Below are 25139 nucleotides of genomic sequence, written 5' to 3' on the forward strand. Positions count from 1 at the left end.
CAGCTCGCCGACGGTCTGGGAGACTAGAGCCTGCGGAGGACGGCGACCACGCGGCCGAGGATGCTGGCCTCGTCGCCGAGAATGGGCTCGTAGGCGGGGTTGTGCGGCATCAGCCACACGTGGTCGTCCCGGCGCTTGAGCGTCTTCACGGTGGCCTCGCCGTCGATCATGGCCGCCACCACGTCGCCGTTCTCTGCGGTCGGCTGCTGCCGCACGACGACCCAGTCGCCGTCGGTGATCGCCGCGTCGACCATCGAGTCGCCGACGACCTTGAGCAGGAACAGCGAGCCCTCGCCGACGATCTCCTTGGGCAGCGGAAAGACGTCCTCGATGGCCTGCTCGGCCAGGATCGGCCCGCCGGCCGCGATCCGGCCGACCAACGGCACGTAGGCGGCCTCCGGCCGCAGCGTGGTGCCGAGCGCGGGGGTCTCCGGCTCGGGCGGCAGCACCCCGACGGCTCTTGGCCGGTTCGGGTCGCGGCGCAGGTAGCCCTTGCGTTCGAGGGCCCGCAGCTGGTGCGCGACCGAGGAGGTCGAGGTCAGGCCGACGGCCTCGCCGATCTCGCGCAGGCTCGGCGGATAGCCGAACCGCTCCACCCAGTCCCGGATGACCTCGAGCACTCTGCGCTGACGCTGGGTCAGGCTCGTGTTCTCCGCCGACTCGGCCGGGTCGGGGAACGCGCGGACCTCGGCGCCTACGCCCGTGTCCTCGGCCGTCTCGTGGTTACCGGTGCTCCTGCGTGTCACTGCGCTGCCTCCTCACCGGTCCCGTTCCGAGTCCGGCTGCCGGTCGATCTTCAACATCAAAAATAGTCCGACCGCGCGCCCAGATCAAACACCTGTTCGAAGGACACGCCCGCAAATCTCGATTTTGTCGGTGCGAGGTGGTACACATTCGCTCGGACGTTCGATCGAACGTCTGTTCGATCATCACGTCATCGGACGTGGTGACCTGCGGCGGGAGGCGTCATGACGGTTCTCATCGGCACCGGATCGGGTTTTCGGCGCGTCGAGCGAGCCGAGGTCGAGGAGCTGCTTCGACCAGGTGCTCCGATCGCCCCCGAGGCCGGTCAACCCACGCCGGTCGGCCGCCCGCGGCCGGCGAGCGTGCCGCCCGCCCCGGGTCCGCTGGTCCGTCAGGCGCGGCACCCGCTGCTCCAGCTCGTCGGCATCGGCGTGCTCATCGCGCTGGCGGTCGTCTGCCTGGGGCTGCTCTACGGCACCGGGGTCGACGGTGCCGGCGCGGTGCCCGACCGGACCGCGACGGTGCAGGTGCACGCCGGCGAAACGCTGTGGGACGTGGCGCAGCGGATGGCGCCGGGCAGCGAGCCGTCGGCCGTGGTCGAGCGCATCAAGCAGCTCAACGGCCTCGGCGGCACCTCGGTCTACCCGGGCCAGTCGCTCACCGTGCCGAGCGGCCGCTAGACCCGCCGTAAGTCGACGCTGCCGACATCGCGTCGTCCAGCGGAGAGGCGTCACCGCTCCAGCGGCGAAACACCCCAGTGGGGGAACACCTCAGTGGCCATTTTTGCACACTATTCACTCGTCCTTACCTTTCCAAAGGAAATTGACAGAGCAGTCGACTTCCCGTCCTGCCTGTCCCGCCGCGCCAAGTTGAGGACGGCACGGCGGGATAGGCAGTACAGGCTCACGACCTGCATGAACGCCCACGGCGCAGCAGCGGGACGACTTCGGGATCGGACGCCTACCGTGGGAGATTCCCCTTGAGGATCGACAACAGGTTACGCAGATATGTCTCAGCGCCAAGCTCACGCAGTAGCTCCACATTCGAGGAAATCCACTGAGTCTCGGTAATCATCGGCTTGTGAGGCGCCGCGAGAACGGGATCAAACTCGATAGCGTAGAACGGAGCGGTGGCCAAGATCGTGAGCCACCACTGCCACGGCCAGACTGGACTATTCGATCGACTTGAGCGGCACGAACTGAACTCCGGTGAATTCAAAGTTAGCCTGCTCTATTGCTTCATCGACTGTCGGATGCATGGTATCCGACAGGACTTGCCAGCTCTCATCACAGTAGAATAGATAGGTGTCGGACTCACTTCCGTACCTCGCAAGCACTAGGTACGAAACCTCCATTGCAGGGTCTGCAATCCACGAATGACGAGTGGCCCCTGTTGCTTGCGTTTCTGCCGTGGACGCATACATCTCGACCGTTGCGCCATCGATAACTTGAGGCGGTTTCCAACTCATGGCGCAACCCCCACTGTCGCGATCTCAATGTCTCGCTTTTGAGCGCTGATATCGACGCTGCATCAAGGATGGTAGTGCATCGATAGTGCAACACCGCAACAAGAGTGCCGGAGCCGAGCAGTTCACCAGCCTGTACGAGCTGACGAACGCGGTCGAGGTCAACCCATTCGATGCGACCAACTTCTTCCGTGTCGGTGGCCATACCTATCTGTACTGCGTCGCGCTACAGATAGACATCGACCGGTGCGTCGACCATGCCGGGGAGCGGCTGGAAGCCGATCAGGTGCGTGGAGTTTCCGGCCGGCCGCCAACCGCTCTCGTCTTCCGCTTCATGAGCCGCAGCTTAGGCCGGTGATTCGTCGGGCTCGACCAGGCCGCCAAGCAGCTCATACCCCCAGCGATCAACGGCAAACCTCGAAGTCCACCGATAACAGCTGATCAGAGCGACGTTCCTGTTCAGGGGGCACGGCGGACAGATCCATGGGGCCGATAGGGTGGGTTGATCATCCTGAGCGAAAGGCCACGCCCGCAGTGACCGAGCCCCGCCCCCACGTCCTGTTCTCCTTCGGCACGCTGCTGGACCAGAACATCCAGACCTCCCTGTTCCAGGCCAGCTCCCTCCACTCCAAGGAGGAGTGATGTTCGACCTCATCGTCATCGTCCGGGTCTCCGAGTCCGCCAGCATCGCCCCGGTGGCCGACGCCCTGGCCCGGATGCGCCCCCTGTGTCTCGACGAGGACGGCTGTGTCAGTTGGGAGGCATACCAGTCGCAGGACGACCCGGGCCGCTTCGTCCTCGTCGAGCGATGGGCGAGCCGCGCCCACTGGGAGACTCACGACTCCGGCGACGCCATCCAGAAGATCTACCTCCCGGAGATCATGCCGCACATCGAACGCGAGGTGCACCCGAGCACTCCGGTGAGCAGCGCGCAATAGAAGGCGACAAGGCGACGGAGTGTGGACTGGCTTCGGGGCGGTTCCACGCCCCGTCGCGGGACCCGCCGATTCGGCGAGATCCCTGGGTTGCATCAATGAGGGATGCTGCTGGTTAGAGATCGCGTGATCTTCCTTCGCGAGCGGCTAGGAAGTCCGAGCGAGCCGAGCGGCCCACGAAACGGACGTACCTGTTTCGTGGTCGCATCCGGTGCACTGCGTGCGGACGCAAGATGGAGGCCAGTCCGCGTGCGCACGGCACGTACTACCGCTGTCCGGCCCGGACACTGGCCCCCGGCTCGCTTGCATTGGCGTCACACCCGCCTGCGGTCTATCTGCGTGAGGACGTGATTCAGGACGCGGTCGACGGTTGGCTCGGCGAGCTGTTCGCGCCGAAGAACCTCGACCGAACTGTTGCCGCACTTGTGTCACTGTTGCCGCACTTGTGTCGCAGGCCGGCACGAACCCTCCGCCGGACGGACGAGAAGCGGCGCGGCAGCGCCTCACGAAGACGGAAGCGCAGTTGAGTCGCTTTCAGGAGGCGATCAAGGCGGGAATCGATCCGACGGCGTTGGTCGAGGCGGTGAATGAGGCGCAGGCGGTTCGAGCCGCCGCGCGAGCCGAGTTGGAGGGCAGTCACACACCGAACGCACTCACGGACGCTGAGGTGTTCGCGATGGTCGATTCGCTGGGTGATGTGGGAGCTGCGCTCTCCAGTGCGAAGGATGAACGCCTCGCGGAGTTGTACCGCGTGGTTGATCTGCAAGTTCGCTATACTCACGCGGCCCACGAGGCTGATGTGATCATCAAACCCGTGGGCCGTGTGAATAGTGCGTGTGTCCGAGGGGAAACACCTCAGCGGGGAAACGCCCGAGCGGCGAAACGTGCCAGGCGGCGAAACGTCCCAGGCGGGGAAACGTGCCAGGCGGGGAAACATCCCAGCGGCGAAACACCCCAGCGGGGAAAGGCCTCAGCGGGAAACCTCACCCTCCAGTGAAGAACCTCTGCTCAGCGGGGAAGCCCCTTCCAGTGAAGAAACCCCGCCGCACCTCAGGGGGCCGTGCCCTTGGCCAGCGTAGTGACGATCATCGAGGCGCGCCGCGAAACGTGGCTGGCTGTGGATGACTGGGCATGTTGTGGATAACTCAGGCGCACGGTTAGCCAAGCAGCGCACCCCCTGACATGCGCAAACCCGACCATGCGCAAACCCGGTCGACCTCGTCCCCCGGCTCGCCCCTGACCTTGGCCCCGACCTTGGCCGACGACCTTGGCCAACGACCTTGGCTCCCGACCTTGACCGCCGACCTTGGTCAACGACAGCGCCGAACGACAGCAGCGAACGACAGCAGCGAACGACGACGGCCAACGGTGCAGCAGCCAACGACGGCGTCAACAACACCCGTTCGTGGTCGCGACGTCACCGTCCGTCCATGTGGCGGCCCCGATCCTCCCGTGAGTGAATGCGCCGGGGCGCCGCGCGGGTCCTGCTCCATCCGGTCGTACGGCCAGCTCCGGCCGGTGTGTCGCGCACCATCGGGGATTCCTGCCCGCGACGCGCCGTGTCAGCTTGCGTCCCGCTCGTTCGAGACATACCTTCTACCCCTACATCTAGTGGTTACATCGCTGTAGTTAGTCCACAGGTTGGGTTTGAGGCGTGGCGAGTTGTCCACGTGTCATCCACAGGCTGATCCCCAGCCCCGCCTCGTGTGGCTGACGGAAACGATGCTGCGCTGGGAAGGGGTGAGCAGGGTGCGTTGTCCGTTTTGCCGGCATTCGGATTCCCGCGTGGTGGATTCCCGCGAAGTCGACGAGGGCCAGGTCATTCGGCGTCGGCGGTCCTGCTCCAAGTGCAGCCGGCGGTTCACGACCGTCGAGGAGGCCGTGCTCGCCGTGGTGAAGCGCTCCGGCGTCACCGAGCCGTTCAGCCGGGACAAGGTCGTGCGCGGCGTTCGCCGGGCCTGCCAGGGGCGTCCGGTCGACGAGGACGCCTTCCAGCTGCTCGCGCACCGCGTCGAGGAGTCGATCCGAACCACCGGGTGCGCCGAGATCCCCAGTCACGAGGTGGGGCTGGCGATCCTCGGCCCGCTTCGCGAGCTCGACGAGGTCGCCTATCTGCGCTTCGCGAGCGTGTACCGCTCCTTCACCTCGGTAGAGGACTTCGAGAAGGAGATCGCCGATCTGCGCACCGTGAGAGTGGTCGAGTCCAGACCCGAACCGGGCGCATCCGGCCAGTGAACCAGCGCCCGGCGGGATCAGGGACCGCCGGGGCGCATGCACGACATCCAGGTATTCAGGTCGGCCGGACCGCATCGGACGGGGAGCCCGGACGGGGCCGTGCCAGCACGAGCGAGCAACTAGGAGAGGTACCGGTCATGACGGAGACCGTCGGGACGCCTGCCGCAGGCAGCACGGGGAAGTCGGCAGCCCGCAACGGCAGGGCTGCGGAGAAGAATGCGGCCGACAAGGCCAAGGCTGGGCTTGGCGTGCGGCGGGTCTACACCACCGAGGGCATGCACCCCTACGACGAGGTGACCTGGGAACATCGCGATGTCGTGATGACCAACTGGCGCGACGGCTCGGTCAACTTCGAGCAGCGCGGCGTCGAGTTCCCCGACTTCTGGTCCGTGAACGCCGTCAACATCGTGACCAGCAAGTACTTCCGTGGTGCCGTCGGCACCGACCGGCGTGAGCGCAGCCTGCGCCAGCTCATCGACCGCGTGGTGAAGACCTACACCGAGGCCGGCATCAAGCACGGCTACTTCGGCACGGACGCCGACGCCGAGATCTTCGAGCACGAGCTGACCTGGATGCTGCTGCACCAGGTGTTCAGCTTCAACTCGCCGGTCTGGTTCAACGTCGGCACCAGCTCCCCGCAGCAGGTCAGCGCGTGCTTCATCCTCGCGGTCGACGACACCATGGAGTCGATCCTCAACTGGTACCGCGAGGAGGGGCTGATCTTCAAGGGCGGCTCCGGCGCCGGCCTGAACCTCTCCAGGATCCGGTCCTCCAAGGAGCTGCTGTCCTCCGGCGGCACCGCGTCCGGCCCGGTGTCGTTCATGCGCGGCGCGGACGCCTCCGCCGGCACCATCAAGTCCGGTGGCGCCACCCGGCGCGCGGCCAAGATGGTCGTCCTCGACGTGGACCACCCCGACGTCGAGGAGTTCATCGAGACCAAGGCGCGCGAGGAGGAGAAGATCCGCGTCCTGCGCGACGGCGGCTTCGACATGGACCTCGGCGGCAAGGACATCGCCTCGGTCCAGTACCAGAACGCGAACAACTCGGTGCGCGTGTCCGACGAGTTCATGCACTCCGTCGAGGCCGGCGGCGAGTTCGGGCTGCGGTCGCGGACCACCGGCGAGGTGATCGAGCGGATCGACGCCAAGGGCCTGTTCCGCAAGCTGTCCAAGGCGGCCTGGGACTGCGCCGACCCGGGTGTGCAGTACGACGACACGATCAACGACTGGCACACCTGCCCGGAGTCGGGCCGGATCACCGCGTCCAACCCGTGCAGCGAGTACCTGCACCTGGACAACTCCAGCTGCAACCTCGCGTCGCTGAACCTGATGAAGTTCCTGCGCCAGGACGGCACCTTCGACGCGGAGCTGTTCGCCAAGTCGGTCGAGGTGGTCATCACCGCGATGGACATCTCCATCTGCTTCGCGGACTTCCCGACGGAGCCGATCGGCGACACCACGCGGAAGTTCCGTCAGCTCGGCATCGGCTACGCCAACCTGGGCGCGCTGCTGATGGCGACCGGCCACGCGTACGACTCCGAGGGCGGCCGGGCGCTCGCCGCGTCCATCACCTCGCTGATGACCGGTGTCGCCTACCGTCGCTCGGCCGAGCTGGCCGGCGTCGTCGGCGCGTACGAGGGCTACGCCCGCAACGCGGACGCGCACCAGCGGGTCATCCGCAAGCACGCCGCGGCCAACGACCTGATCAGGACCCACCACGCCAACGACCGCGTGGTGCAGAAGCTGGCCACCGAGGCCTGGCGCAAGGGCCTGGAGATCGGTGCCCGCAACGGCTGGCGCAACGCGCAGGCCAGTGTGCTCGCGCCGACCGGGACCATCGGCCTGATGATGGACTGCGACACCACCGGCGTCGAGCCTGACCTGGCGCTGGTGAAGTTCAAGAAGCTGGTCGGCGGCGGCTCGATGCAGATCGTCAACCAGACGGTGCCCAGGGCGCTCGAGGCGCTCGGCTACCAGGCCGAGCAGGTCGAGGCGATCGTCGAGTTCATCGGCGAGCACGGTCACGTCGTCGACGCGCCCGGCCTCAAGCGCGAGCACTACGAGGTGTTCGACTGCGCGATGGGCGAGCGCTCGATCGCGCCCATGGGCCACGTGCGTATGATGGCGGCGATCCAGCCGTTCATCTCCGGCGCGATCTCCAAGACGGTCAACATGCCGGAGACGGCGACCGTCGAAGAGGTCGAGCAGATCTACTTCCAGGGCTGGAAGCTGGGCCTGAAGGCGCTCGCGATCTACCGCGACAACTGCAAGGTCGGCCAGCCGCTGTCGGCGGGCAAGGGCGCGAACAACGGCAAGGCCGCCGAGGCGAAGGCCGAGACGGTCGTCGAGTACCGCCCGGTGCGCAAGCGCCTGCCCAAGAAGCGCCCGAGCCAGACCGTGTCGTTCACGGTCGGCGGCGCCGAGGGTTACCTGCACGCGGGTTCCTACCCGGACGACGGCCTCGGCGAGATCTTCGTCAAGCTGGGCAAGCAGGGTTCGACGCTGGCCGGCGTCATGGACGCGTTCTCGATGTCCATCTCGGTGGGTCTCCAGTACGGAATTCCGCTGGAGTTCTACGTGTCGAAGTTCCAGAACCTGCGGTTCGAGCCGGCCGGCATGACCGACGACCCGGACGTGCGGATCGCCACGAGCGTGCTGGACTACCTGTTCCGCAGGCTGGCGCTGGACTACCTGCCCTACGACAAGCGGGCCGGTCTCGGCATCTTCACCGCCGAGGAGCGCACCGCGGCGGTGAGCGGCGGCGACTACGGCACGCCGCCGTCCGCCACGGTCGACGTCGACCTCGAGGATCTGCGCACCACGGTCGACGCGACCACCCCGGCGCGTGAGGCCGTGGAGAGCAGCAAGAAGGACGACCTCCGCAAGGCGGGCAGCTCGACCGAGCTGATCGAGTTGCAGCTCGGCAAGGCCGCCGACGCGCCGCTGTGCTTCACCTGCGGCACGAAGATGCGCCCGGCCGGCTCGTGCTACGTCTGCGAGGGCTGCGGCTCGACCTCCGGTTGTAGCTGATCTCAGAATCCTGACGGGGTGTCTGCCGATGGCGCAGACACCCCGTCAGGCTTTCTCCTGGGTCGGGCACCCATTTCGCGCGTGTCGACGACTCAGCGTCGGAGGGTCCTGGCGGCGACCAGGCCGAGCACGGTGGTGGCGCCGGCTCGTCGTGCCGCGCTGGCGACCCCGGCCATCGTGAAGCCGGTGCGGTAGACGTCATCCAGGACGAGAACCGTCCGGCCGGTCAGGTCCTCCTTGATGACGAACTCGTTGAGCAGCGCGGCGCGTTCGTCATCGGTCATGTTCTTGGCCTGCTTCCGCTCCGCTCTCAGGCAGCCGACCTCGGTCCGGGGAATGCCGAGTTCGTGGGTCAGCAGCGCACCGAGCAGGACGGCGACAGACGGCTTGTCACGCGCGTGACCGGGGACGGGAAGGATCCGGGTGGCCTGACTGAGCCACTCGTGTCGGAGTATGGCGTCGCTCAGCGACTCGCACAGCGTCAGGCCCGCACGGTCGATCTCGGCCGGGCTCGCCTGCTCGTACTTCTTGACCAGTCTGATCAGGTTCGCCGTCGCGGTGTGCTCCACCTTGGCCGAATCGCCTGCGGCCGGCTGATTGTAGAAGTCCAACGCGATCGCGGCGTCGAGGAGATCCTGCCGTTCGATCCGGATGACGAGCACTTCCTTCAGGAAGTCCAGGAACTCGTCAAGAGAGCTGTCCGGGTTGAAGTCCAGGCGGATTCGATAGGGCCACTTGGCGTCGTGACCGACTGTGCCGACGTTCTTCGCCCGTGGAAACGCGCCGATGATGTGGTCGGCGGTCTCCGGAACGCCGCGGAACTCGATGAACCAGTGCGAGCCCGAGGGCACGCGCCGCCAGGCGTCGAGGTGCATGGCCCGAGAATCCGGCCGGTAGTGCGGTGATGAGGTCAAGCGAAGCCCCCAGATGCAGGTGATCAAGTGTCAGCCTGGCACAGGCGGACGGGTTCGGGAACGTTCGACCACACGACGATCGCGCCGCACCGCGCGGTTGGGCCGCACGGACGCATGGATTCCTCCTGCGTCGGCGGCCGGCGGTGGTGAACGATGTCTAGCGTTTCCTCGGACGAGTCGGCCGGTTCGCATGGGGAGGCAGGGCGCGATGATTCCCGCTGAGGAGACCTTCGACGGCACCTGGCCGTTTCGGGCCAACTACACGGAAGCGGCCGGTTTCCGGCAGCACTACGTCGACGAGGGTCCGCGCGGTCAGTCCGATCCGGTGGTGCTCCTGCACGGCGAGCCGACCTGGGGCTACCTGTGGCGACACCTGATCGGCCCGCTGTCGCGGACGCACCGGGTCGTCGTGCCCGACCACATGGGGTTCGGCAAGAGCGCCACCCCAGATGGGTCCAGCTATCTGCTCGGCGAGCACGTCCGCAACCTGGAGTCGTTGCTGGTGGATGTGCTTGACCTGAAACAGATCACGCTGGTGCTGCACGACTGGGGCGGACCGATCGGCGCCGAGTTCGCGCTGCGCCATCCCGGCCGGATCGCCCGTGTCTTCGCTACGAACACGGTCCTCCCGCTCGGTCAGCCCGGTTACGGCGAGCTGATGGTGGCCAACTTCGTTGACAGCGCGTGGTTTCGGTGGGCGCGGGCCGCCCAACAGGACGGCTCGCTCGAGGAGGTGCTCGGCAACGCGGGCAGCACGGTTACCCACCTGATGCTCGCGTTGCAGACCGTCGCCCGCCCGCAGATCGTCACTCCGACGTGGGTCCGCGCCTACTCCGCCCACTTCACCGGACGCGCCGAATGCCGTGGTGTGATCAGGTTTCCGCAGCAGTTGGTCGCGCCGGACCCGGACGCGCCGCCGGCCGCGGCGCCGGATCCCGTTGCGGCTGCGGCAATCCTGGCCAAACCGGCGATGCTCGCCGAGGGAATGCGCGACACCGCCCTGTTGCCGCGCCACGTGATTCCTGCGTTCCGGGCCGCGTTCCCCGACGCGCCGGTCATCGAACTCGCCGACGCAGGCCACTTCCCGTCCGAGGACACCCCGGAGACGTTGCTCGCGCTGCTGCAACTGTTCCTGCACAGCACCTGACCGGACGGCGGCGGCCTCGACCGCCCCGGGTCGTTCCGAGGTCGCCTCGGTCACCTTCCGGGTCAGTCGAGCGGGAGGTGGGCGGCGAGGTCCCGCCACTGCTCGATGGGCGGCGCGCTCGGCGTCGCGGTGACGACGTGCAGGCTGACGTGGTCGGCGCCGGCGGCGCGGTGTTCCTCGACGCGCTCGGCGACGTCGGCGGCGGAGCCTGCGGCGACGAGTGCCGCGACGAGCCGGTCGTCGATGGCGTCGGCGTAGCCGAGATCGCGGAGCAGGCCGTGGCGGTTGGGCAGTGCGGCGGTGGCCACCGACCTGGCCAGCTCGGCGGCCTGCGCGCGGTTCGGGTGCAGCACGCAGAACTGGGTGACGGTCAGCAGCGCGTCCGGCCCGAGCACGGCCCGCGCGGTGCGGGTGTGCTCGACCGGCATGCCGAGCACGTGAGCGCCCCACGCGCGTTCCCCGGCCAGCGCGAGCATCGCGGGGTCCAGTGCCGAGAGCACCCGGTGCGGCGAGGCCGTCGCGGCGGGCGGCCCGAAGGGCGCCGTGTCCAGCGCGTCCAGGTAGGCGCGCATGGTCTCGACCGGAGGGCCGAAGCGATGGCCCCTGACGTCCTCGGCGAGGCTGGGGTGACTGCCCCACAGGCCGAGCAGGAATCGGCCGGGGAACGCCTCGTCGAGCGTGCCCTGGGCGGCTGCGGTGGTCACCGCGTCCCGCGCGTAGATGTCGGCGCTGCCGGTGGCCAGCACGATCCGTCGGGTGGCGGACAGGAGGATCCCGGCCTGTGCCATGGCCTCCCGTCCGGTCGCCTCCTGTAACCACAGCGTCCGGTAGCCGAGATCTTCGACGGCCACCGCGGCCTGGCGAAGGGCGACGGCCGGCAGGCTGTCGGCGGAGCCTGCCCAGATCCCCGTACTCCCGAGGCGGAGGCGGCGGTCGGTCTTTCCTGCTGTGCGCACGGTTTCTCCTGCGGTGAGGTGTCGAGGGCACACCCCGATCCTGGAAGTGGGGTGGTCCTCCGTTTGTCTCGGGTAACATACGGAGGGCCACCCCGGTTAGGCAAGGAGGTTCGGTGTCGGAGAGTCCTGCCGCGCGGCCGATGCGCGCTGACGCGCGCCGTAACTACGAGCGGATCCTCGCCGTCGCGGGGGAGGCCGTCGCCGAGCACGGGGCCGAGGCCTCACTTGAGGAGATCGCGCGGCGGGCCCTCGTCGGGTCGGCGACCCTGCATCGGCACTTCCCGTCAAGGCAGGCGCTGCTGGAGGCCGTGTTCCGCGTGCGGGTGCAGGCCCTCTGCGACACGGCTCGCGACCTGGCGGCAGCCCTCGATCCCGGGCAGGCGCTGGTCGAGTGGCTGCGCGCGGTCGGCCGGCACGCGGCGGCCAATCGCGGCCTCGCCGCGTCGCTGCTGCTCGGCGCCCGCGCCGGCGCCGGCGATCCCGCCTTCGGGCAGACCTGCCACGCGATGATCACGGCTGCGGGCAGTGAACTCCTGTCGCGCGCTCGCAAGGCGCGCGCCGTGCGTCCCGAGGTGGCCATCGTCGACCTGCTCAAGCTGGCCAGCGCCATCGCGCTGGCCGCCGAGGACGAACCCGACGGCGCGGTCGAGGCGGACCGGCTGCTCACGTTGGCACTACACGGGGTGCACCCCCGCGAATCGTCGGCCTGAGCACGGCTGCCAGGTGCGGTCACACCGTTGCGGCCACGGGGATCTCGTCCCCCGCAGCGGTCGACGCCGTCTTCGGCCGAAGCGCGAAGGCCGCGACGAGCATGGCGGCGGCCAGCAGCCCGGCCGCGACACCGAACGCCAGGTGGTAGCCGCCGGTCAGCGCCGACGCGGTGTCCGCGCCGCCCTCGACCAGTCCGGCGCTGCGCGAGGCCGCCAGCGTGGACAGCACCGCGAGGCCGAGCGCCGCGCCCACCTGCTGCGTGGTGTTGAACAACCCCGAGGCGACACCGGAGTCGCTCGGTGTCGCGCCCGACATGGCCAGCCCGGCCAGCGACGGCAGCACCAGGCCGCCACCACCGATCAGCACCATCACCGGCAGCACGTTCGTGACGTAGTCGCCGTGCACCGGCGTCCTGGTCAGCAGGGCGAGGCCGACCAGCAACAGCCCGAGACCGGTCAGCAGCACCGCCCTCGGCCCGAAGCGCGCGATCAGCCGCGCCGAGAACGCCAGCGACACCGTGCCGATCGCGACCGCGGCCGGCAGCATCGCCAACCCGGTGTCGGCGGCGCCGTAGCCCAGCACCTTCTGGAGATACATCGCCACCAGGATCTGGAAGCCGAACATCGCGCCGATCGTCATGGCCTGGATCAGGTTCGCGCCCCAGACGTTGCGGGACCGCAGCACCCGCAACGGCAGCAGCGGATTGGCCGACCTGGCCTGCCGCGCCACGAACGCGGCCAGCAGCACGACCGTCACCGCGCCGAGGCCGAGCGTGTGCGCCGATCCCCAGCCGTGCTCCTCGGTCCCGACGATCGTGTAGACGCCGAGCATCACGCCCGCGGTCACCAGTGCGGCGCTGACCGCGTCGGCCCCGGCCGCCAGGCCGAGCCCCCGCTCCGGCGCGAGCTGCCGGGTGGCCAGCAGCACGGCGACCAGCCCGATCGGGATGTTGATGAAGAAGATCCAGTGCCAGTTCGCGGCCTCGGTGAGCACGCCGCCGAGCACCTGGCCGATGGCCGCGCCCGACGCGCCGACGAAGCTGAACGCGCCGATGGCGCGCGCCCGCTCGCGCGGGTCGGTGAACAGCGCCACGATCATGCCGAGGCTCACCGATGACGCCATCGCCCCGCCTACGCCCTGGAGGAACCGCGCGCCGATCAGCGTCGCCGGGCCGACGGCCAGCCCGCACAGCAGCGAGGCCAGCGTGAAGACGGCGAGCCCGGCCAGGAACATCCGCTTCCTGCCGATCAGGTCACCGAGTCGTCCGGCGAGCAACAGCAGGCCGCCGAAGGCGATCAGGTACGCGTTGACGATCCAGGTCAGGCCGGAGGGCGTGAAGCCGAGGTCGCGCTGGATCGACGGCAGTGCCACGGTCACGATGCTGCCGTCGAGGATGATCATGAGCATCCCCGCGCACAGCACGGCGAGCGCGAGCCAGCGCGACCGGACGGGCGCGGGTGCGGGTGTGGACATGGCCTCTGACCTCCAAAGGGGCACTTCTTGTTACTGAGGCCATGTTCTGTGACCATTGGAGTCGCCGGAAGGAGGCACTTTCATGTCCCAGAGTCACACCTGTGTGACAGGCCAGGTCAGCGGCCCGCTGTGTCCAGTGGAAGAGGTCCTGGATCACGTTTCGGGGAAGTGGAGCATCGGCATCGTCGTGGCCCTCGCGGCAGGCCCGATGCGCTTCACCGAGCTGGAACGGCACGTCAAGGGCATCAGCCGCCGCATGCTCACGCTCAACCTGCGCAAGCTGGAGCGCGACGGACTGCTCCTGCGCACCGTCTACCCGACGGTCCCGCCGAAGGTCGAGTACGCGCTCACCGACATCGCCCGCGACCTGAACGAGTCGTTCGCCACGCTCATCGCGTGGGCGGAGCGCAGCCGGCACTCGATCACCGAGGCCCGCGTCGACTACGACCAGGAACACGGCGCCGCGGCCGCGAGCTGACCGCTCGGCTCACCGCGTCCCCTTAGTCGACGCGCCGCGTGCCGCGGGTTAATCGCATGCGCGCGGACCGTCGGCCGTGCTAACGTCAAGTCATGATCTCCGTCCTCTGAGGATGACTCGCGAGCCTTGGTGCCGCGTAGTGCCCGCCGTCCTGTGCACGGTGGGGCGCCCTCGTCGCCGCCTGCGGGCGGCCGTTCCGCAAGTCCAGCCGTTTTTCGGTTGATGTTTCTGCACGCTCTTTCAGAGGAGACCTCATGCCTGACCAGGTGCAACCCAACGACGAGTCCGAGACCACGCCCGAGAACACCGAAGAGGTCGTGCTCAACCGGCGGGAGCGTCGCGCGGGCGGGAAGAGCATCCCGGTCGCCAACAAGGTCCCGATCGGCAAGCCGCGCGGTGTTGTCGTGCACAACCGCTCGTACTCCAACCGCCGTAGCGGCTGACCCGAGCACACCAACGGAACTGACGGGAGTCCTGGCCGCACCGTCGTGCGGCCAGGACTCCCGTCACTGTGACCGACACCGACGGGGGAGCACGTGCGCGCGACCGGAAGCCTGTACGGCCTGGCATACGGCGACGCGCTCGGCGCGCCGACCGAGTTCCTCGACCTGGCGCAGATCGTCCAGCGCTACGGCACGGACGGCCCGCGCGAGCTGGTCGGCAATCCCGCGTTGATCACCGACGACACCCAGATGACCCTCGCCGTCGCCGAAGCCCTGCTGCTCGCCGACGAACTCACCCCGCAACAGCTGGAACCGTTGCTGCGTGAGGCTTTCGTGCGCTGGTGGGAGAGCCCGGAGAACAACCGCGCCCCCGGCATGACCTGCCTGCGCGCCTGCGAGCTACTCGCCACCGGCATGCGGTGGCAGACCGCCACCGGACGCTCCTCCAAGGGCTGCGGCGCGAACATGCGCGTCGCGCCCGTCGGCCTGCTGCCCGGTGTGGACGATCCGGTGCGGGCCGCCGTCGCGCAGTTCCAGGCGGCACTGACGCACGGCCACCCCACCGGCCTGGCCGCCAGCGAGCTCACCGCCTTCGCCGTGCACTGGCTCCGCGACGGGATGTCGCCGACCGAGCTGCCGGCCGCCCTGCGCGACCGCTGCCGTTCCCAGCGCGAGATCTACCACGAGGAGTGGCTCGGCGACCTCTGGCAGCGACCCGGCACGAACGACCCCCGTGAGTTCATCGCGCGCGGCTGGGACGAGTGCCGCGCCGTGCTGGACCGGCTCGACGCCGCGCTGCTGGACCCCGACCGTTCCGCCGACCCGTGCCTGGCCACCGGCGCCGGGTGGATCGCCGAGGAGGCGCTGGCCACGGGCCTGTACTGCTTCCTGCTGTTCCCCGGCGATCCGGTGTCGGCCCTTGCGCGCGGCGCGGCCAGCTCGGGCGACTCCGACTCGATCGCCTGCCTGGCCGGCGCGTTCGCCGGCGCCGCGTACGGCCACGACGCCTGGCCGGCCGAGTGGGCAGACCGGATCGAGCACTCGGCCGAACTGGCCCGCTACGGCACGGCCTGGGACTGACTTCTCGGGGTAACCACCCGAAATGCATTCGGGTATTCGGCCCGAGAGTCGGTGCGGCAAATGCCACCTCGGCATCCGAGAAATGCCCAGGCCGGGCATCCAGGATGCGCATCAGATCCATTGCCCGGCCCTGAACGGCGCAGGTACAAATACCGTCGTCGATGCCGCGTCGGCCGTTCTACGGTGCCGCCGTGGCGCTTTCCCGCTCGAATCTGCTCGCGAAGACAGTGGCCATCTCCCTCGCCGTCGGCGGTCTGCTCGCCGGCCTCACCCCTCCCGCCGGAGCCGCCGACGACGGCCCGGCATTCGAAGTAGTCGCCTCGCCCGCCCTGCCCCAGGGCAGCGCGCTGAATGCCATCGCGACCGAGGGCGGCCGCACCGCCTGGGCGGTCGGCCAGGCGCCGACAGGCGATCCCAACAGCGGAAACCGCAGCCCGGTCGTGGAACGGTGGGACGGCGGGAAGTGGCAGCTCGTCACCCTGCCCGCGCTGCCCGACATCGCCGGGCACCCCATCATCAGCGCGGAACTGAACAGCGTCAGCGTGTCCCGCGACGGCGAGGTGTGGGCGGCAGGCGAGCAACGACCCGCCAACCGGCACTGGCGACCGCTCGTCCTGCACGAGGTGGCCGGGACCTGGTCGGTGCTGCCGATTCCGACGGACCTGGCCCTGGTACCGAGCTACGTCCTGTTGTCCGTTACCGCCGTCGACGCCAAGCACGTGTGGGCGGCCGGCTATTCCGTGTTCCACCACGGACAGATATTCCTGATGTCCTGGGATGGCACCCAGTGGAACGACTCCTACGTCCTGCCGCTGCCCGGCGGCTTCTTCGGCAACCTCGCGTCCCTGCTCGCTCGCAGCGAGCACGACGTGTGGGCGACCGGCGTCGCGGCGTTCGGGCCGGGCGGCCCGATCCGCAGCGAGGTCGCGACGTACCACTGGGACGGCACCGCGTGGTCGCCGGTGGCCATGCCGACCGTCCCCGGCCTGCCGAACGGCGTACTCGGCTCAGGCGACAGCCTCGCCGCAGGCCGCGACGACCTGTGGCTGGCGGGCAGCACCATCAGCGACCCGGCGATCAGCTCCACCATCGAGCGATGGAACGGTTCGGCGTGGACGGTCGGCCCCGCTCTCCCAGCGCAGCCGGTACCGCTGACGGTGAGCCAAGTGGCCGCGGACCGGCACGACCACGCCTGGGCCGTCGGCACCTACCCTGACAGCACAGGGCCGGCCACGCGGTCGGTGGCCGACATCGTCCGATGGGACGGCCAACGCTGGCAGCGAGCCGAACTGCCCGCCTCGGTGTCCTCGGCCGACACCACGGCCATCACCGTGGCGATCACCCGCGGCGGCCACACCACGTGGGCGATCGTCAACACCTCGGCCGGACCGACGATCCTGCGCGCCGCCGCGCACGACTCCGCCTCAGACGGAGACTGAGGCGGCCTGGCCGCCAGGGGAACCGGCCCTCGGACGGTTCCCCTGGCGGCCGCGACCCCGGTCCCGTCCGGCGGGAGCCGGAGCCGTGCGCCCGGCGACCAGGTCGCCACCCGTCTGCTGGCCGCGCGGTCGGCCGCGCGCGGTTACTCTGATCAGAGGCAGGGTCACCGACCGGTGTGGATCGGAGGCGCTCACGATGCGAATCGCGGACGTGTTGCGAAGCAAAGGCTCGACGGTTGCCACGGTCGAGCCGGGAACCACGGTCACCGAGTTGCTCGCCGCGCTGGCCGTGCACAACGTCGGGGCGATGGTGGTCCTGGACGGTGACCGCGTCGCCGGCATCGTCTCCGAGCGGGACGTGGTGCGTCGCCTCGGCGAGCGGGGCGCCGAGCTGCTCACGCGGCCGGTCGCGGAGATCATGACCGCCGCCGTCGTCACCTGCGAGCCGACCGACACCGTCGACAGGCTCACGGTCGTCATGACCGAGCGCCGCATCCGGCACGTTCCGGTGTTGGTGGACGGCAGGCTCGCCGGCATCGTCAGCATCGGCGACGTGGTGAAGAGCCGAATCAGCCAGCTCGAGGAGCAGGACCAGCAGCTGTCGGCCTACATCACGCAGGGCTAGGCCGTCTCCTGCGGATCTCTTTACCGCTGCGGCTGGGCGTGTCGGTGGTCGCGGTCAGTGGTCGCGCTCGGCGGACAGCACCTGCACGCACCGGCCGAGCAGCGCCCGCAGGGTGTCCCGCTCCTCGGCGGTGAACTCCGCCGAAAGCCGTCCCTCGATCGCCGACGCCCGCGCGTCCGCCTCGTCCAGCGCGGCAAGGCCCTTCTCGGTCAGCCGAGTCTCCAGCACGTTGCCGTGCCACGGATGCGGCGTGCGCTCGATGAGACCGCCGTCCTCCAGGTTCCGCAGCACCGTCGCCATCGTCTGCGGGGTGACCATGCTCGCGCGGGCGAGCGCGGCGGCCGAGATACCGGGGTTGTCGGCGAGCAGGAACAGGGCCGAGTACTGCGGCACGGTCAGGCCCGCCGCCTTCATGGCGGTGTGCTTCACGGCCATCAGCTCCTGCTCGGTGCGCTTGATGTCCAACCCGAGGCGCTCACTGGCAGGCATCCGCATGCATCCACCATACGTGCACTGATGCTCGGCAGAGGCCTGGCTACCGGCGGGCCGAACTGCCCTCAACCGCGTCGATCTCCGCCAGCAGTTCCACCCGCACGTGCGGTGGGCAGAAGGCGGCGCGCACCCCGGCCCGCGCCAGGTCTGCCAACTCGGTGCGGCCGAGCCCGAAGGCCTCGTGGCACAGCAGGTACTCGCGGTTGAGGTCGGTGTGGAACATGCCGGGATCGTCGGTGGCCACGGTGACCGTGACACCGGCCTCCAGCAGCCGGGGGAGCGGATGCTCCTCGATGGCGCGCACCACGTTCGTGCGCAGGTTGGACGTGGGGCAGACCTCCACCGCGATGCCGTGCTCGGCCAGGTGGTCCAGCAGGCGGGGATCCTGCACGGCCGAGGTGCCGTGCCCGATCCGCTCCGCGCGCAGCGCCCGCAGCGCCGCCCACACCGTGGCGGGCCCGGTGGTCTCGCCCGCGTGCGGAAGCGAGTGCAGGCCGGCGTCCCTGGCCAGGTCGAACGCGCCCTTGAATCGCTCGCGGTCGATCCCGAGTTCCGGGCCGCCGATGCCGATGCCGACCGTGCCGGCCGGGCGGTGGCGTACCGCGAAGTCGGCGGTGTCGAGGCCGTCGCTGTGGTCCCCGAGGCCGGGACTGTCGAAGACCCACCCCAGCAGCACCGAGTGCTCGGTCAAGGCCCGATCCCGCCCGAGCTCGAGCGCCTCCGCCAGCTCCTCGGCGGTGATGCCCATCGCGAGGTGGCTGGTGGCCGTGACGGTGACCTCGGCGTAGCGGACGTTGTTGCGGGCCAGGTCGGCGGCGAGGCCGACCACCAGCGAGGTCACGTCGGTTCCGGTGGTGACCAGCCGGTTCACCTTGATGTAGACATCGATGAAGTGATCGAAGTCGGTGAACTCGTAGAAGCGCCGCAGCTCGGCTTCCTCGGTCGGCACGCCGCGCTCGGGGTGCTGGCGGGCCAGGTTCAGCACGGTGTCGACCGATGCGGAGCCGACGAGGTGGACGTGCAGTTCGGTCTTGGGCAGCGCGGAGATGAACTCGAGCACAGGAAACCCTTTCGGGGACTGGGGAACAGGGGCGGCGTCGGCCGTCGCCTCACCAGGCCAGGTCGCCCCTGGCGTGGTCCTCCCCGTACAGCGGCCGTGGAATCAGCGCGCCGAATGTGATCCGCACGTTCCGGATTGTTCTCACGCCGGGCCGCCTCCGTCAAGGGTCGTTGGTAGGAAGTTGTCGATCATCCACTGTGGACTGTCGTCGGCCTTGACACGGCTTGCAGACCTCGGGATGGTGCTAGCTGATGCCTTTCCGACCGTTCGCCGGGGAGTGCCCATGCGGGGTGTACGGAAGATCGCGTTGCTGGTCTCGTTGATCGCGTTACCGCTGACCGTCGTTCCCGCGTTTGCCGACACCCCAACGGGTCCGGTGTTCGTCGACGGCGAGGCCCAGCCGGTGTTCGATCCGGCGGACGTGGTCCGCCAGGACCTGTGGGTCCGCGCACCGGTGGACAGCGACGGCGACGGCCGCCCCGACGAGGTGCACGTCCAGGTCGTGCGCCCGAGAATCACCGAGCGCGGGCTCAAGGTTCCTGCGGTGTACCAGATCAGCCCGTACTACGCGGGCGGCAACGACGTGGTCGACCACGACGTGGACGTCGAGCTGTACCAACCGCCCGGCCCGCGCTCCGGCCGCGTCCTGCACGCGACGACCGACGAGAGGATCGCCGCGGCAGTCGGCCCGCGGCCCGCCCGCGCGGCCCGGATCTCCTCCCGCTACCAGGACTACTTCGTCGCCAGGGGCTTCGCCATGGTGTACGCGGAATCCCTCGGCAGCGGCCAGTCCACGGGATGCGCGACCTCCGGCGGCCGCAACGAGACGATCGGCGCGCGATCCGTGGTCGACTGGCTCAACGGTCGGGCCACCGCGCACGATGCGGCCGGCAGTCCCGTCACGGCCGGCTGGGCGACCGGCAAGGTCGGCATGATGGGCGTGTCCTACAACGGAACCCTGCCCAACGCCGTCGCCTCCACCGGCGTTCGGGGCCTCGAGGCGATCGTGCCCATCGCGGCGATCTCGAGCTGGTACGACTACTACCGCGAGGGCGGCGCGGTCGTCGCCCCCGGCGAATTCCAGGGCGAGGACACCGATGTGCTCGCCGACTACGTCAACACCCGAGCGGACAATCAGGTGTGCCGCGCCGTGATCGACAAGCTGGCCCGCGAACAGGACAGGACCACCGGCGACTACAACGCCTTCTGGGACGAGCGCAACTACGTCAAGGACGCCGGCAAGGTGCACGCCGCCGTGCTGGCGGTGCACGGCCTGAACGACTGGAACGTGAAGTCGATGCAGGTCGCGCAGTGGTACGCCGCGCTGCGGGCCAACCACGTGCCGCACAAGATCTGGCTGCACCAGTACGCCCACACCGACCCGATCGCGCTACGGCCGGTGGAATGGCTGCACACCCTGAACCGCTGGTTCAGCCGCTACCTGTACGGGGTCGCCAACGGCATCGAGGACGCGCCGAAGGCCACCATCCAGCGCGAGGACAAGACCTGGACGGACGAGGCGGACTGGCCGGCCCCCGGCGCGGCGGACACCACGCTGTGGCCGTGGCCCGGCGGTCCGGCCAAGGGCACCCTCGATCCCGGCGCAGGCGTGCCGGGGCGCGCGACGGTGGAGCAGTTGGCCGATGACGCTGGCACGACCGTCGAGGAACTGGTCGACCTGCCCAGCTCGGGCAACCGCCTCTCCTACGCGACCAAACCGGCCCGTGTGCCGCTGCGCCTGAGCGGCACGCCAAGGGCCGAGCTGGGCATCGCGTTCGACCGCCCGGCCGCGAACGTGACCGTGGTCCTCGCGGACCGCGCTCCCGACGGCACCAGTCGGATCGTCACGCGAGGATGGATCGACCCGCAGAACCGGGACGACCTGGCCGTCAGCAAGCCGATCCACCCCGACACGCAGTACCGGCTCGCCGTCGACATGCAGCCCAAGGACTACGTGCTCGCGGTCGGCCACGCGCTGGAGTTCGTGGTGCTGTCCAGCGACCACGACTACACGCTTCGCCCACGGCCCGGAACCGGCCTGTCCGTCGACCTGACCACGACGAGCCTGGTGCTACCCGCCGTCGGCGGACAGGACGCGGTGGTCAACTCCGTCGGCTAGTTGCGTGCCGCCTTCTGGTTCAGCGCGTAGCGTCAGTCCTGCATCAGACCGATCCGGTACGCGTACGCAACCGCTTGCGCCCGGTCGCGCAACTCGGCCTTCGCGAACAGGTGGTTCACGTGGGTCTTCACCGTGGCTTCGGTAACCACCAACATGCGAGCGATTTCGGCGTTCGACAATCCCGCCGCGATCAACCGAAGCACCTCCAGTTCTCGATGGGTCAATCCCTCCGCCTGCTCGACCTGCCGGCCCAGAGTCAGGTGCATCCTCGTGGCCGCCTCGACCAGACGCCGTTGCACCTCTCCGTCCACAGTAGACTGTCCCGCCGCCGCCGCATGCAGCGCTCGCACGATCGCCTCGCCGTCGGCGTCCTTGGTCAGGAAGCCCCTGGCGCCGGCCTGAAGCGCCGCGAGCACCGAGTCGTCGTCGGCGTAGGTGGTCAACACGACCACCTCGGTGTCCGGGTAGTCGGTCCGCGTCCGCCTGGTGGTCTCCACGCCGTCGCAGCGCGGCATCCGAAGGTCCACCAGCAGCACGTCCGGCCGCTGCTCGGCGATCAGCGCCAACGCCTCGATCCCGTCCGCCGCCGCGCCGACCACCTCGACACCCGGCAGCAGGCGAAGCAGCGTGACCAGCCCTTCACGCACCACCATCTGGTCGTCGGCCACCACGACGCGCAGGTTCACGCCTCCCCCTCATTCACCCACACGAGCCGGCTCACTCCGGCACCACCAGGTGCACCCGCCATCCATCCTCCGTCGGTCCGCTGTGCAACGTGCCGCCGATCAGCTCGGCGCGCTCTCGCATTCCCGTCAGACCGTAACCGCCGGGAGCCGCCGCGCGAGGCTCGTGTCCCGGACGGTCCACGACCGTCAGTTCGGTGCGGTCTGCCTGGTAGTCGAGCAGCACCTCCACGGGCGCGCCGGGAGCGTGCTTGCGGGTGTTGGTCAGCGCCTCCTGCGCCGTGCGGTACAGCGCGTTGCTGGCGGCTCCGGACAGTTCGCGCGGCGTGCCCTGGGCGACGAACTCGGCCGACGCGCTGGTCTCCAGCCGGAACGCGGTCACCAGGTCTGCGATCCCGCGCTGAACCGGCACCGGGTCCTCCCGCAGCGCGGCCACCGCTCGCCTCGCCTCGTTCAGCCCGTCGGCCGCCAGCCGCTGAGCCCGCTCCACCTGCCCCACCGCCTCCGCGCTCGCCCCGTCACGCACCAGAATCAGCCTGGTGCCCTGGAGGTTGAGCGACAGGGCGGCCAGCGAGTGCGCGAGCACGTCGTGCAACTCCCTGGCGATCCGAGCCCGCTCGGCCAGCGCCGCGGCACGGGCGTGTTCCTCCCGGGCCGTCTGCTCTCTGGCCAGCGCGAGCTCGGTCTGCTCGAGCCGCTCCAGCCTGGCCCGTCGGGCTATGCCGAAGGCCAGGATCGCCGCGAGCACGGCGATCGTGGTGGAGATGTCCAGCCAGTCCCCGCGATGCAGCTTGATGGAGACGACCGTGGCAACGGCCGAGACCCCCGTCACGATGACGAGCGTGGGCTGCGAGTTCCTTCGGGAGGCATGCGTCACCGCGACGTACACCAACATGATGGTCAGATTCCTCGGAGTAAGCGTGTACAGCGTGGCGCCGCTCAGCGAGAGGACGAGCAGCAGGCCGCACACCACCCACTCGGGCAGCACGCGAGCCCACATCAGGACGACACTGCTCAGGAAGGCCAGCCCGGAGAGGAGCAGGATCAGCCACCCGTGGTGCTGCGGGAGGTAGGGGATGAGCAGCACCAGCACCATCGCAGCCGGCACCGGTCGGAGCACCCTCATGAGATCCCGGCCGTCCCCGTTCTTTCGGGCAGCGCCCTCCGTTGTCACCAGCGCATCATCCCGCCCCGCTCAGCTGCGCCGCGCAGTGGCGGGCATCGGCACGCCTAACTTCTGCGCTCGCCACCACACGACGGAGTTCTGCACAACCAGGCTCACGCCGAGGGTCGCCATCAGTGAGGCGCTGGAGAGCGTCCCCGGGATGCCCATCGCGTGCGCGACGAGGCTCGCGCCAAAGCGCTCGGCGATCGAGACCACCCACAACGTCGTGGTCAGCCAGGTGCCCTGTTGGAACGGAGCGCCGTCGCGAACGGTGACCCCGATGCTCGCGCCGCGCGCAAGGCCGAAGGGCACCAGCAGCACAACGTTGACGACAAGGAGGACGACCTCGCTGGCCGAGGCGGTCGACAGCACGTTCGCCGCGTTCGCCGCACCCACGACCAGCAGGATCGCGGGAACCAGGAACAGCGAGCGCGCCGACACCGGCTGACCCTGAAGTTGCTTACCGATCACCCGCAGCAGGACCAACGCCACGATCACGATGGTGGCCACCGTCTGGATGTTGGACACGTCCCCTCCTCGTTCTCGCCAGGCCCGGATGGCTGGCACGAGAGGAAGCATGCGTGGGGAGAGGGGTGGGCGGCATCGGCGTGGGGGTTGGTCTTGGGTTGAGTCTCGTCTCCACCCTGGGGTGGAGACGAGACATGCCCTAGCAGAGCCCGCCGACAATCTCGACTGCGACCGGGTCTACCGGCCTCAGTTTGTCCACAACACTCGAGTTATCCACAGAGGACTGAAGTCGGTTTTGCGTGATCGACTTCATGGTCCACTGTGGACGCATGAGAACACCACTGCGTCACAGAGTGTGCCTGACACGGCCGGCGGAGATGATCGCCGCGGTCCCACACCTGCTCGGGTTCCACCCCGAGAACTCGTTGATCCTGATCACCTTGCGCGGCGAGGGGGCGGCCGACGTCGGCCCCACGATGCGCATCGACCTTCCCCCGCCCCGAAACCGGCACGCCGTGACGGAGCAGTTCGTCGCGGTCGTCCGTCGTCAGAACGCGAGTGCCGCCGTTCTGATCGTCATTGGCGGAGGCGGCGCCGACCCACCCGACGACGTTCCACACAGTGACCTCATCGCCGCGCTGGATAGCGCCCTCGGCGCCGCCGGTGTGCCAGTGATGCACGCGGCGTGGGCCGAGAGCACTGCGGCAGGCGCGGCCTGGTGTTGCTATCACGAGTCCGGTTGCGGCGGTGCGCTACCCGATCCCAAGGAGACAGTGTTGGCTGCGGCAAATGCGGTCGAAGGTTCGGTCACCTTCGCCAATCGAGAAGAACTGGCCGCACTTGTGCGACTGGACGACGACCGACCCGCGATGAACCGCCGTTCCAACGAGCTGGAACAGGCCGCGTGGCAGGTGGAGCAGGCCGGCGGACGCATGAGCCGCGCAGCCGCCAGGCAGGCGTTGCTCCGCGTGCACGACGCCGTCGCCGCGGCCAACGTCGGTGACGTGGTGCTGGGGGACGACGAGGTGGTGCGGCTCGCGGCCGCGCTGTCCGACTCCCGCGTACGGGATGCCTGTCTCGCCACCGCAGGCGGCGAGCACGCGGCCGCGGCCGAACGGCTGTGGCTCGCGCTGACCAGGTCGACTCCACCACCAGAGCGCGCCCAACCCGCCACCCTGCTGGCGTTTTCCGCCTATCTCCGGGGTGACGGGGCTCTGGCTTCCATCGCGCTCGAACAGGCCGAGGCCGCGATGCCAGGGCACCGTCTCGCCGGCTTGCTGCGGCACTCCCTGGACTTCGGCCTGCCACCGGGCCGGCTCACCGTCATCGTCGCTGACGCCGCCGCCGATGCCGAGGCGTTGCTCGGCGGGCCGACCGGCTGACGTGCTTTTGCTGCCACGAAAGGAGAACGTGTCATGATCGAACTAGTCAGCCGTCCCGCGCGGCGGGCCGGCGCCGGATGCCTTGGCGTCACCCGG

General features: G+C 69.1%; 25 protein-coding genes. 15 read left to right on the forward strand and 10 right to left on the reverse strand.

Annotation, left to right across the window (positions count from 1 at the left end; translation table 11 throughout):
• Positions 1-23 precede the first annotated feature (23 nt).
• Positions 24-746, reverse strand: a complete 723-nt coding sequence (gene lexA / locus F0L68_RS29220; RefSeq protein ID WP_149853054.1) for a transcriptional repressor LexA — start codon at positions 744-746, stop codon at positions 24-26.
• A 222-nt stretch (positions 747-968) separates the two neighbouring features.
• On the opposite strand from lexA, the gene F0L68_RS43770 reads away from it, so the two are divergent.
• On the forward strand, positions 969-1424 hold the full coding sequence (locus F0L68_RS43770) for a LysM peptidoglycan-binding domain-containing protein (RefSeq protein WP_223199237.1): 456 nt from the start codon (positions 969-971) through the stop codon (positions 1422-1424).
• A gap of 491 nt (positions 1425-1915) precedes the next feature.
• Here F0L68_RS43770 and F0L68_RS29230 read toward each other — a convergent pair whose 3' ends face one another.
• Positions 1916-2212, reverse strand: a complete 297-nt coding sequence (locus F0L68_RS29230) for a hypothetical protein (RefSeq protein WP_149853055.1) — start codon at positions 2210-2212, stop codon at positions 1916-1918.
• 85 nt (positions 2213-2297) lie between these two features.
• Between F0L68_RS29230 and F0L68_RS29235 the strand changes: the two genes are divergently transcribed.
• The 5 genes from F0L68_RS29235 to F0L68_RS29255 all read left to right on the forward strand — a co-directional run bounded on the left by F0L68_RS29235 (position 2298) and on the right by F0L68_RS29255 (position 8408).
• The gene (locus tag F0L68_RS29235) at positions 2298-2567 is read left to right on the forward strand and encodes a hypothetical protein (protein WP_149853056.1); all 270 of its coding nucleotides are present in this window, start codon (positions 2298-2300) and stop codon (positions 2565-2567) included.
• A 283-nt stretch (positions 2568-2850) separates the two neighbouring features.
• On the forward strand, positions 2851-3147 hold the full coding sequence (locus tag F0L68_RS29240) for a putative quinol monooxygenase (protein WP_149853057.1): 297 nt from the start codon (positions 2851-2853) through the stop codon (positions 3145-3147).
• Between the two features lie 230 nt (positions 3148-3377).
• A complete protein-coding gene (locus F0L68_RS29245; protein ID WP_149853058.1) occupies positions 3378-3671 on the forward strand; it encodes a hypothetical protein in 294 nt (97 codons plus the stop codon).
• A 1222-nt stretch (positions 3672-4893) separates the two neighbouring features.
• On the forward strand, positions 4894-5379 hold the full coding sequence (gene nrdR / locus F0L68_RS29250; protein ID WP_149853059.1) for a transcriptional regulator NrdR: 486 nt from the start codon (positions 4894-4896) through the stop codon (positions 5377-5379).
• 137 nt (positions 5380-5516) lie between these two features.
• Positions 5517-8408, forward strand: coding sequence for a vitamin B12-dependent ribonucleotide reductase (locus tag F0L68_RS29255; protein WP_149853060.1), 2892 nt, complete (start codon positions 5517-5519; stop codon positions 8406-8408).
• Positions 8409-8500: 92 nt separating this feature from the next.
• On the opposite strand, the gene F0L68_RS29260 is transcribed toward F0L68_RS29255, so the two are convergent.
• Positions 8501-9283 carry a ComF family protein gene (locus F0L68_RS29260; protein WP_149853061.1) on the reverse strand — a complete coding sequence of 261 codons (783 nt, stop codon included), beginning with the start codon at positions 9281-9283 and terminating at the stop codon, positions 8501-8503.
• Positions 9284-9530: 247 nt separating this feature from the next.
• Between F0L68_RS29260 and F0L68_RS29265 the strand changes: the two genes are divergently transcribed.
• A complete protein-coding gene (locus F0L68_RS29265) occupies positions 9531-10469 on the forward strand; it encodes an alpha/beta fold hydrolase (protein ID WP_149853062.1) in 939 nt (312 codons plus the stop codon).
• Between the two features lie 62 nt (positions 10470-10531).
• On the opposite strand, the gene F0L68_RS29270 is transcribed toward F0L68_RS29265, so the two are convergent.
• Positions 10532-11425 (reverse strand): TIGR03620 family F420-dependent LLM class oxidoreductase, encoded by an 894-nt coding sequence (locus F0L68_RS29270; protein ID WP_188316889.1) that lies wholly within the window; start codon positions 11423-11425, stop codon positions 10532-10534.
• 113 nt (positions 11426-11538) lie between these two features.
• Here F0L68_RS29270 and F0L68_RS29275 point away from each other — a divergent pair, with 113 nt between their 5' ends.
• The gene (locus F0L68_RS29275) at positions 11539-12135 is read left to right on the forward strand and encodes a TetR/AcrR family transcriptional regulator (RefSeq protein WP_223199238.1); all 597 of its coding nucleotides are present in this window, start codon (positions 11539-11541) and stop codon (positions 12133-12135) included.
• A 19-nt stretch (positions 12136-12154) separates the two neighbouring features.
• Here the strand turns inward: F0L68_RS29275 and F0L68_RS29280 are convergent, their stop codons facing one another.
• The gene (locus F0L68_RS29280; RefSeq protein ID WP_149853064.1) at positions 12155-13609 is read right to left on the reverse strand and encodes an MFS transporter; all 1455 of its coding nucleotides are present in this window, start codon (positions 13607-13609) and stop codon (positions 12155-12157) included.
• 82 nt (positions 13610-13691) lie between these two features.
• On the opposite strand from F0L68_RS29280, the gene F0L68_RS29285 reads away from it, so the two are divergent.
• From F0L68_RS29285 to F0L68_RS29305, 5 genes are all read left to right on the forward strand, one after another.
• Positions 13692-14087: a winged helix-turn-helix transcriptional regulator gene (locus tag F0L68_RS29285; RefSeq protein ID WP_149853065.1), complete on the forward strand. Its 396-nt coding sequence runs from the start codon at positions 13692-13694 to the stop codon at positions 14085-14087.
• 254 nt (positions 14088-14341) lie between these two features.
• Positions 14342-14530, forward strand: a complete 189-nt coding sequence (locus F0L68_RS29290; RefSeq protein WP_149853066.1) for a hypothetical protein — start codon at positions 14342-14344, stop codon at positions 14528-14530.
• A 93-nt stretch (positions 14531-14623) separates the two neighbouring features.
• Positions 14624-15610, forward strand: coding sequence for an ADP-ribosylglycohydrolase family protein (locus tag F0L68_RS29295; protein ID WP_149853067.1), 987 nt, complete (start codon positions 14624-14626; stop codon positions 15608-15610).
• Positions 15611-15801: 191 nt separating this feature from the next.
• Positions 15802-17049, forward strand: a complete 1248-nt coding sequence (locus F0L68_RS29300; protein ID WP_149853068.1) for a hypothetical protein — start codon at positions 15802-15804, stop codon at positions 17047-17049.
• 196 nt (positions 17050-17245) lie between these two features.
• Positions 17246-17674, forward strand: a complete 429-nt coding sequence (locus F0L68_RS29305) for a CBS domain-containing protein (protein ID WP_149853069.1) — start codon at positions 17246-17248, stop codon at positions 17672-17674.
• 54 nt (positions 17675-17728) lie between these two features.
• On the opposite strand, the gene F0L68_RS29310 is transcribed toward F0L68_RS29305, so the two are convergent.
• Together F0L68_RS29310 and add are read right to left on the reverse strand one after the other, a co-directional pair.
• The gene (locus tag F0L68_RS29310; protein ID WP_223199239.1) at positions 17729-18169 is read right to left on the reverse strand and encodes a MarR family winged helix-turn-helix transcriptional regulator; all 441 of its coding nucleotides are present in this window, start codon (positions 18167-18169) and stop codon (positions 17729-17731) included.
• Positions 18170-18209: 40 nt separating this feature from the next.
• Positions 18210-19226, reverse strand: a complete 1017-nt coding sequence (gene add, locus F0L68_RS29315; protein ID WP_149853070.1) for an adenosine deaminase — start codon at positions 19224-19226, stop codon at positions 18210-18212.
• Positions 19227-19509: 283 nt separating this feature from the next.
• On the opposite strand from add, the gene F0L68_RS29320 reads away from it, so the two are divergent.
• Positions 19510-21345, forward strand: coding sequence for a Xaa-Pro dipeptidyl-peptidase (locus F0L68_RS29320; protein WP_149853071.1), 1836 nt, complete (start codon positions 19510-19512; stop codon positions 21343-21345).
• Positions 21346-21377: 32 nt separating this feature from the next.
• On the opposite strand, the gene F0L68_RS29325 is transcribed toward F0L68_RS29320, so the two are convergent.
• The 3 genes from F0L68_RS29325 to F0L68_RS29335 all read right to left on the reverse strand — a co-directional run bounded on the left by F0L68_RS29325 (position 21378) and on the right by F0L68_RS29335 (position 23721).
• Positions 21378-22031, reverse strand: a complete 654-nt coding sequence (locus F0L68_RS29325; RefSeq protein ID WP_149853072.1) for a response regulator — start codon at positions 22029-22031, stop codon at positions 21378-21380.
• A 31-nt stretch (positions 22032-22062) separates the two neighbouring features.
• Complete coding sequence (locus F0L68_RS29330; RefSeq protein WP_223199240.1) at positions 22063-23136, reverse strand: sensor histidine kinase; 1074 nt, start codon at positions 23134-23136, stop codon at positions 22063-22065.
• An 87-nt stretch (positions 23137-23223) separates the two neighbouring features.
• Entirely contained in the window at positions 23224-23721 is a 498-nt protein-coding gene (locus tag F0L68_RS29335) for a hypothetical protein (RefSeq protein ID WP_149853074.1), read from the reverse strand.
• Positions 23722-24038: 317 nt separating this feature from the next.
• Between F0L68_RS29335 and F0L68_RS29340 the strand changes: the two genes are divergently transcribed.
• On the forward strand, positions 24039-25043 hold the full coding sequence (locus tag F0L68_RS29340; protein WP_188316890.1) for a DUF4192 domain-containing protein: 1005 nt from the start codon (positions 24039-24041) through the stop codon (positions 25041-25043).
• Positions 25044-25139: the final 96 nt, after the last annotated feature.

It is taken from the genome of Solihabitans fulvus (assembly GCF_008386585.1).
Classification (GTDB): domain Bacteria; phylum Actinomycetota; class Actinomycetes; order Mycobacteriales; family Pseudonocardiaceae; genus Solihabitans; species Solihabitans fulvus.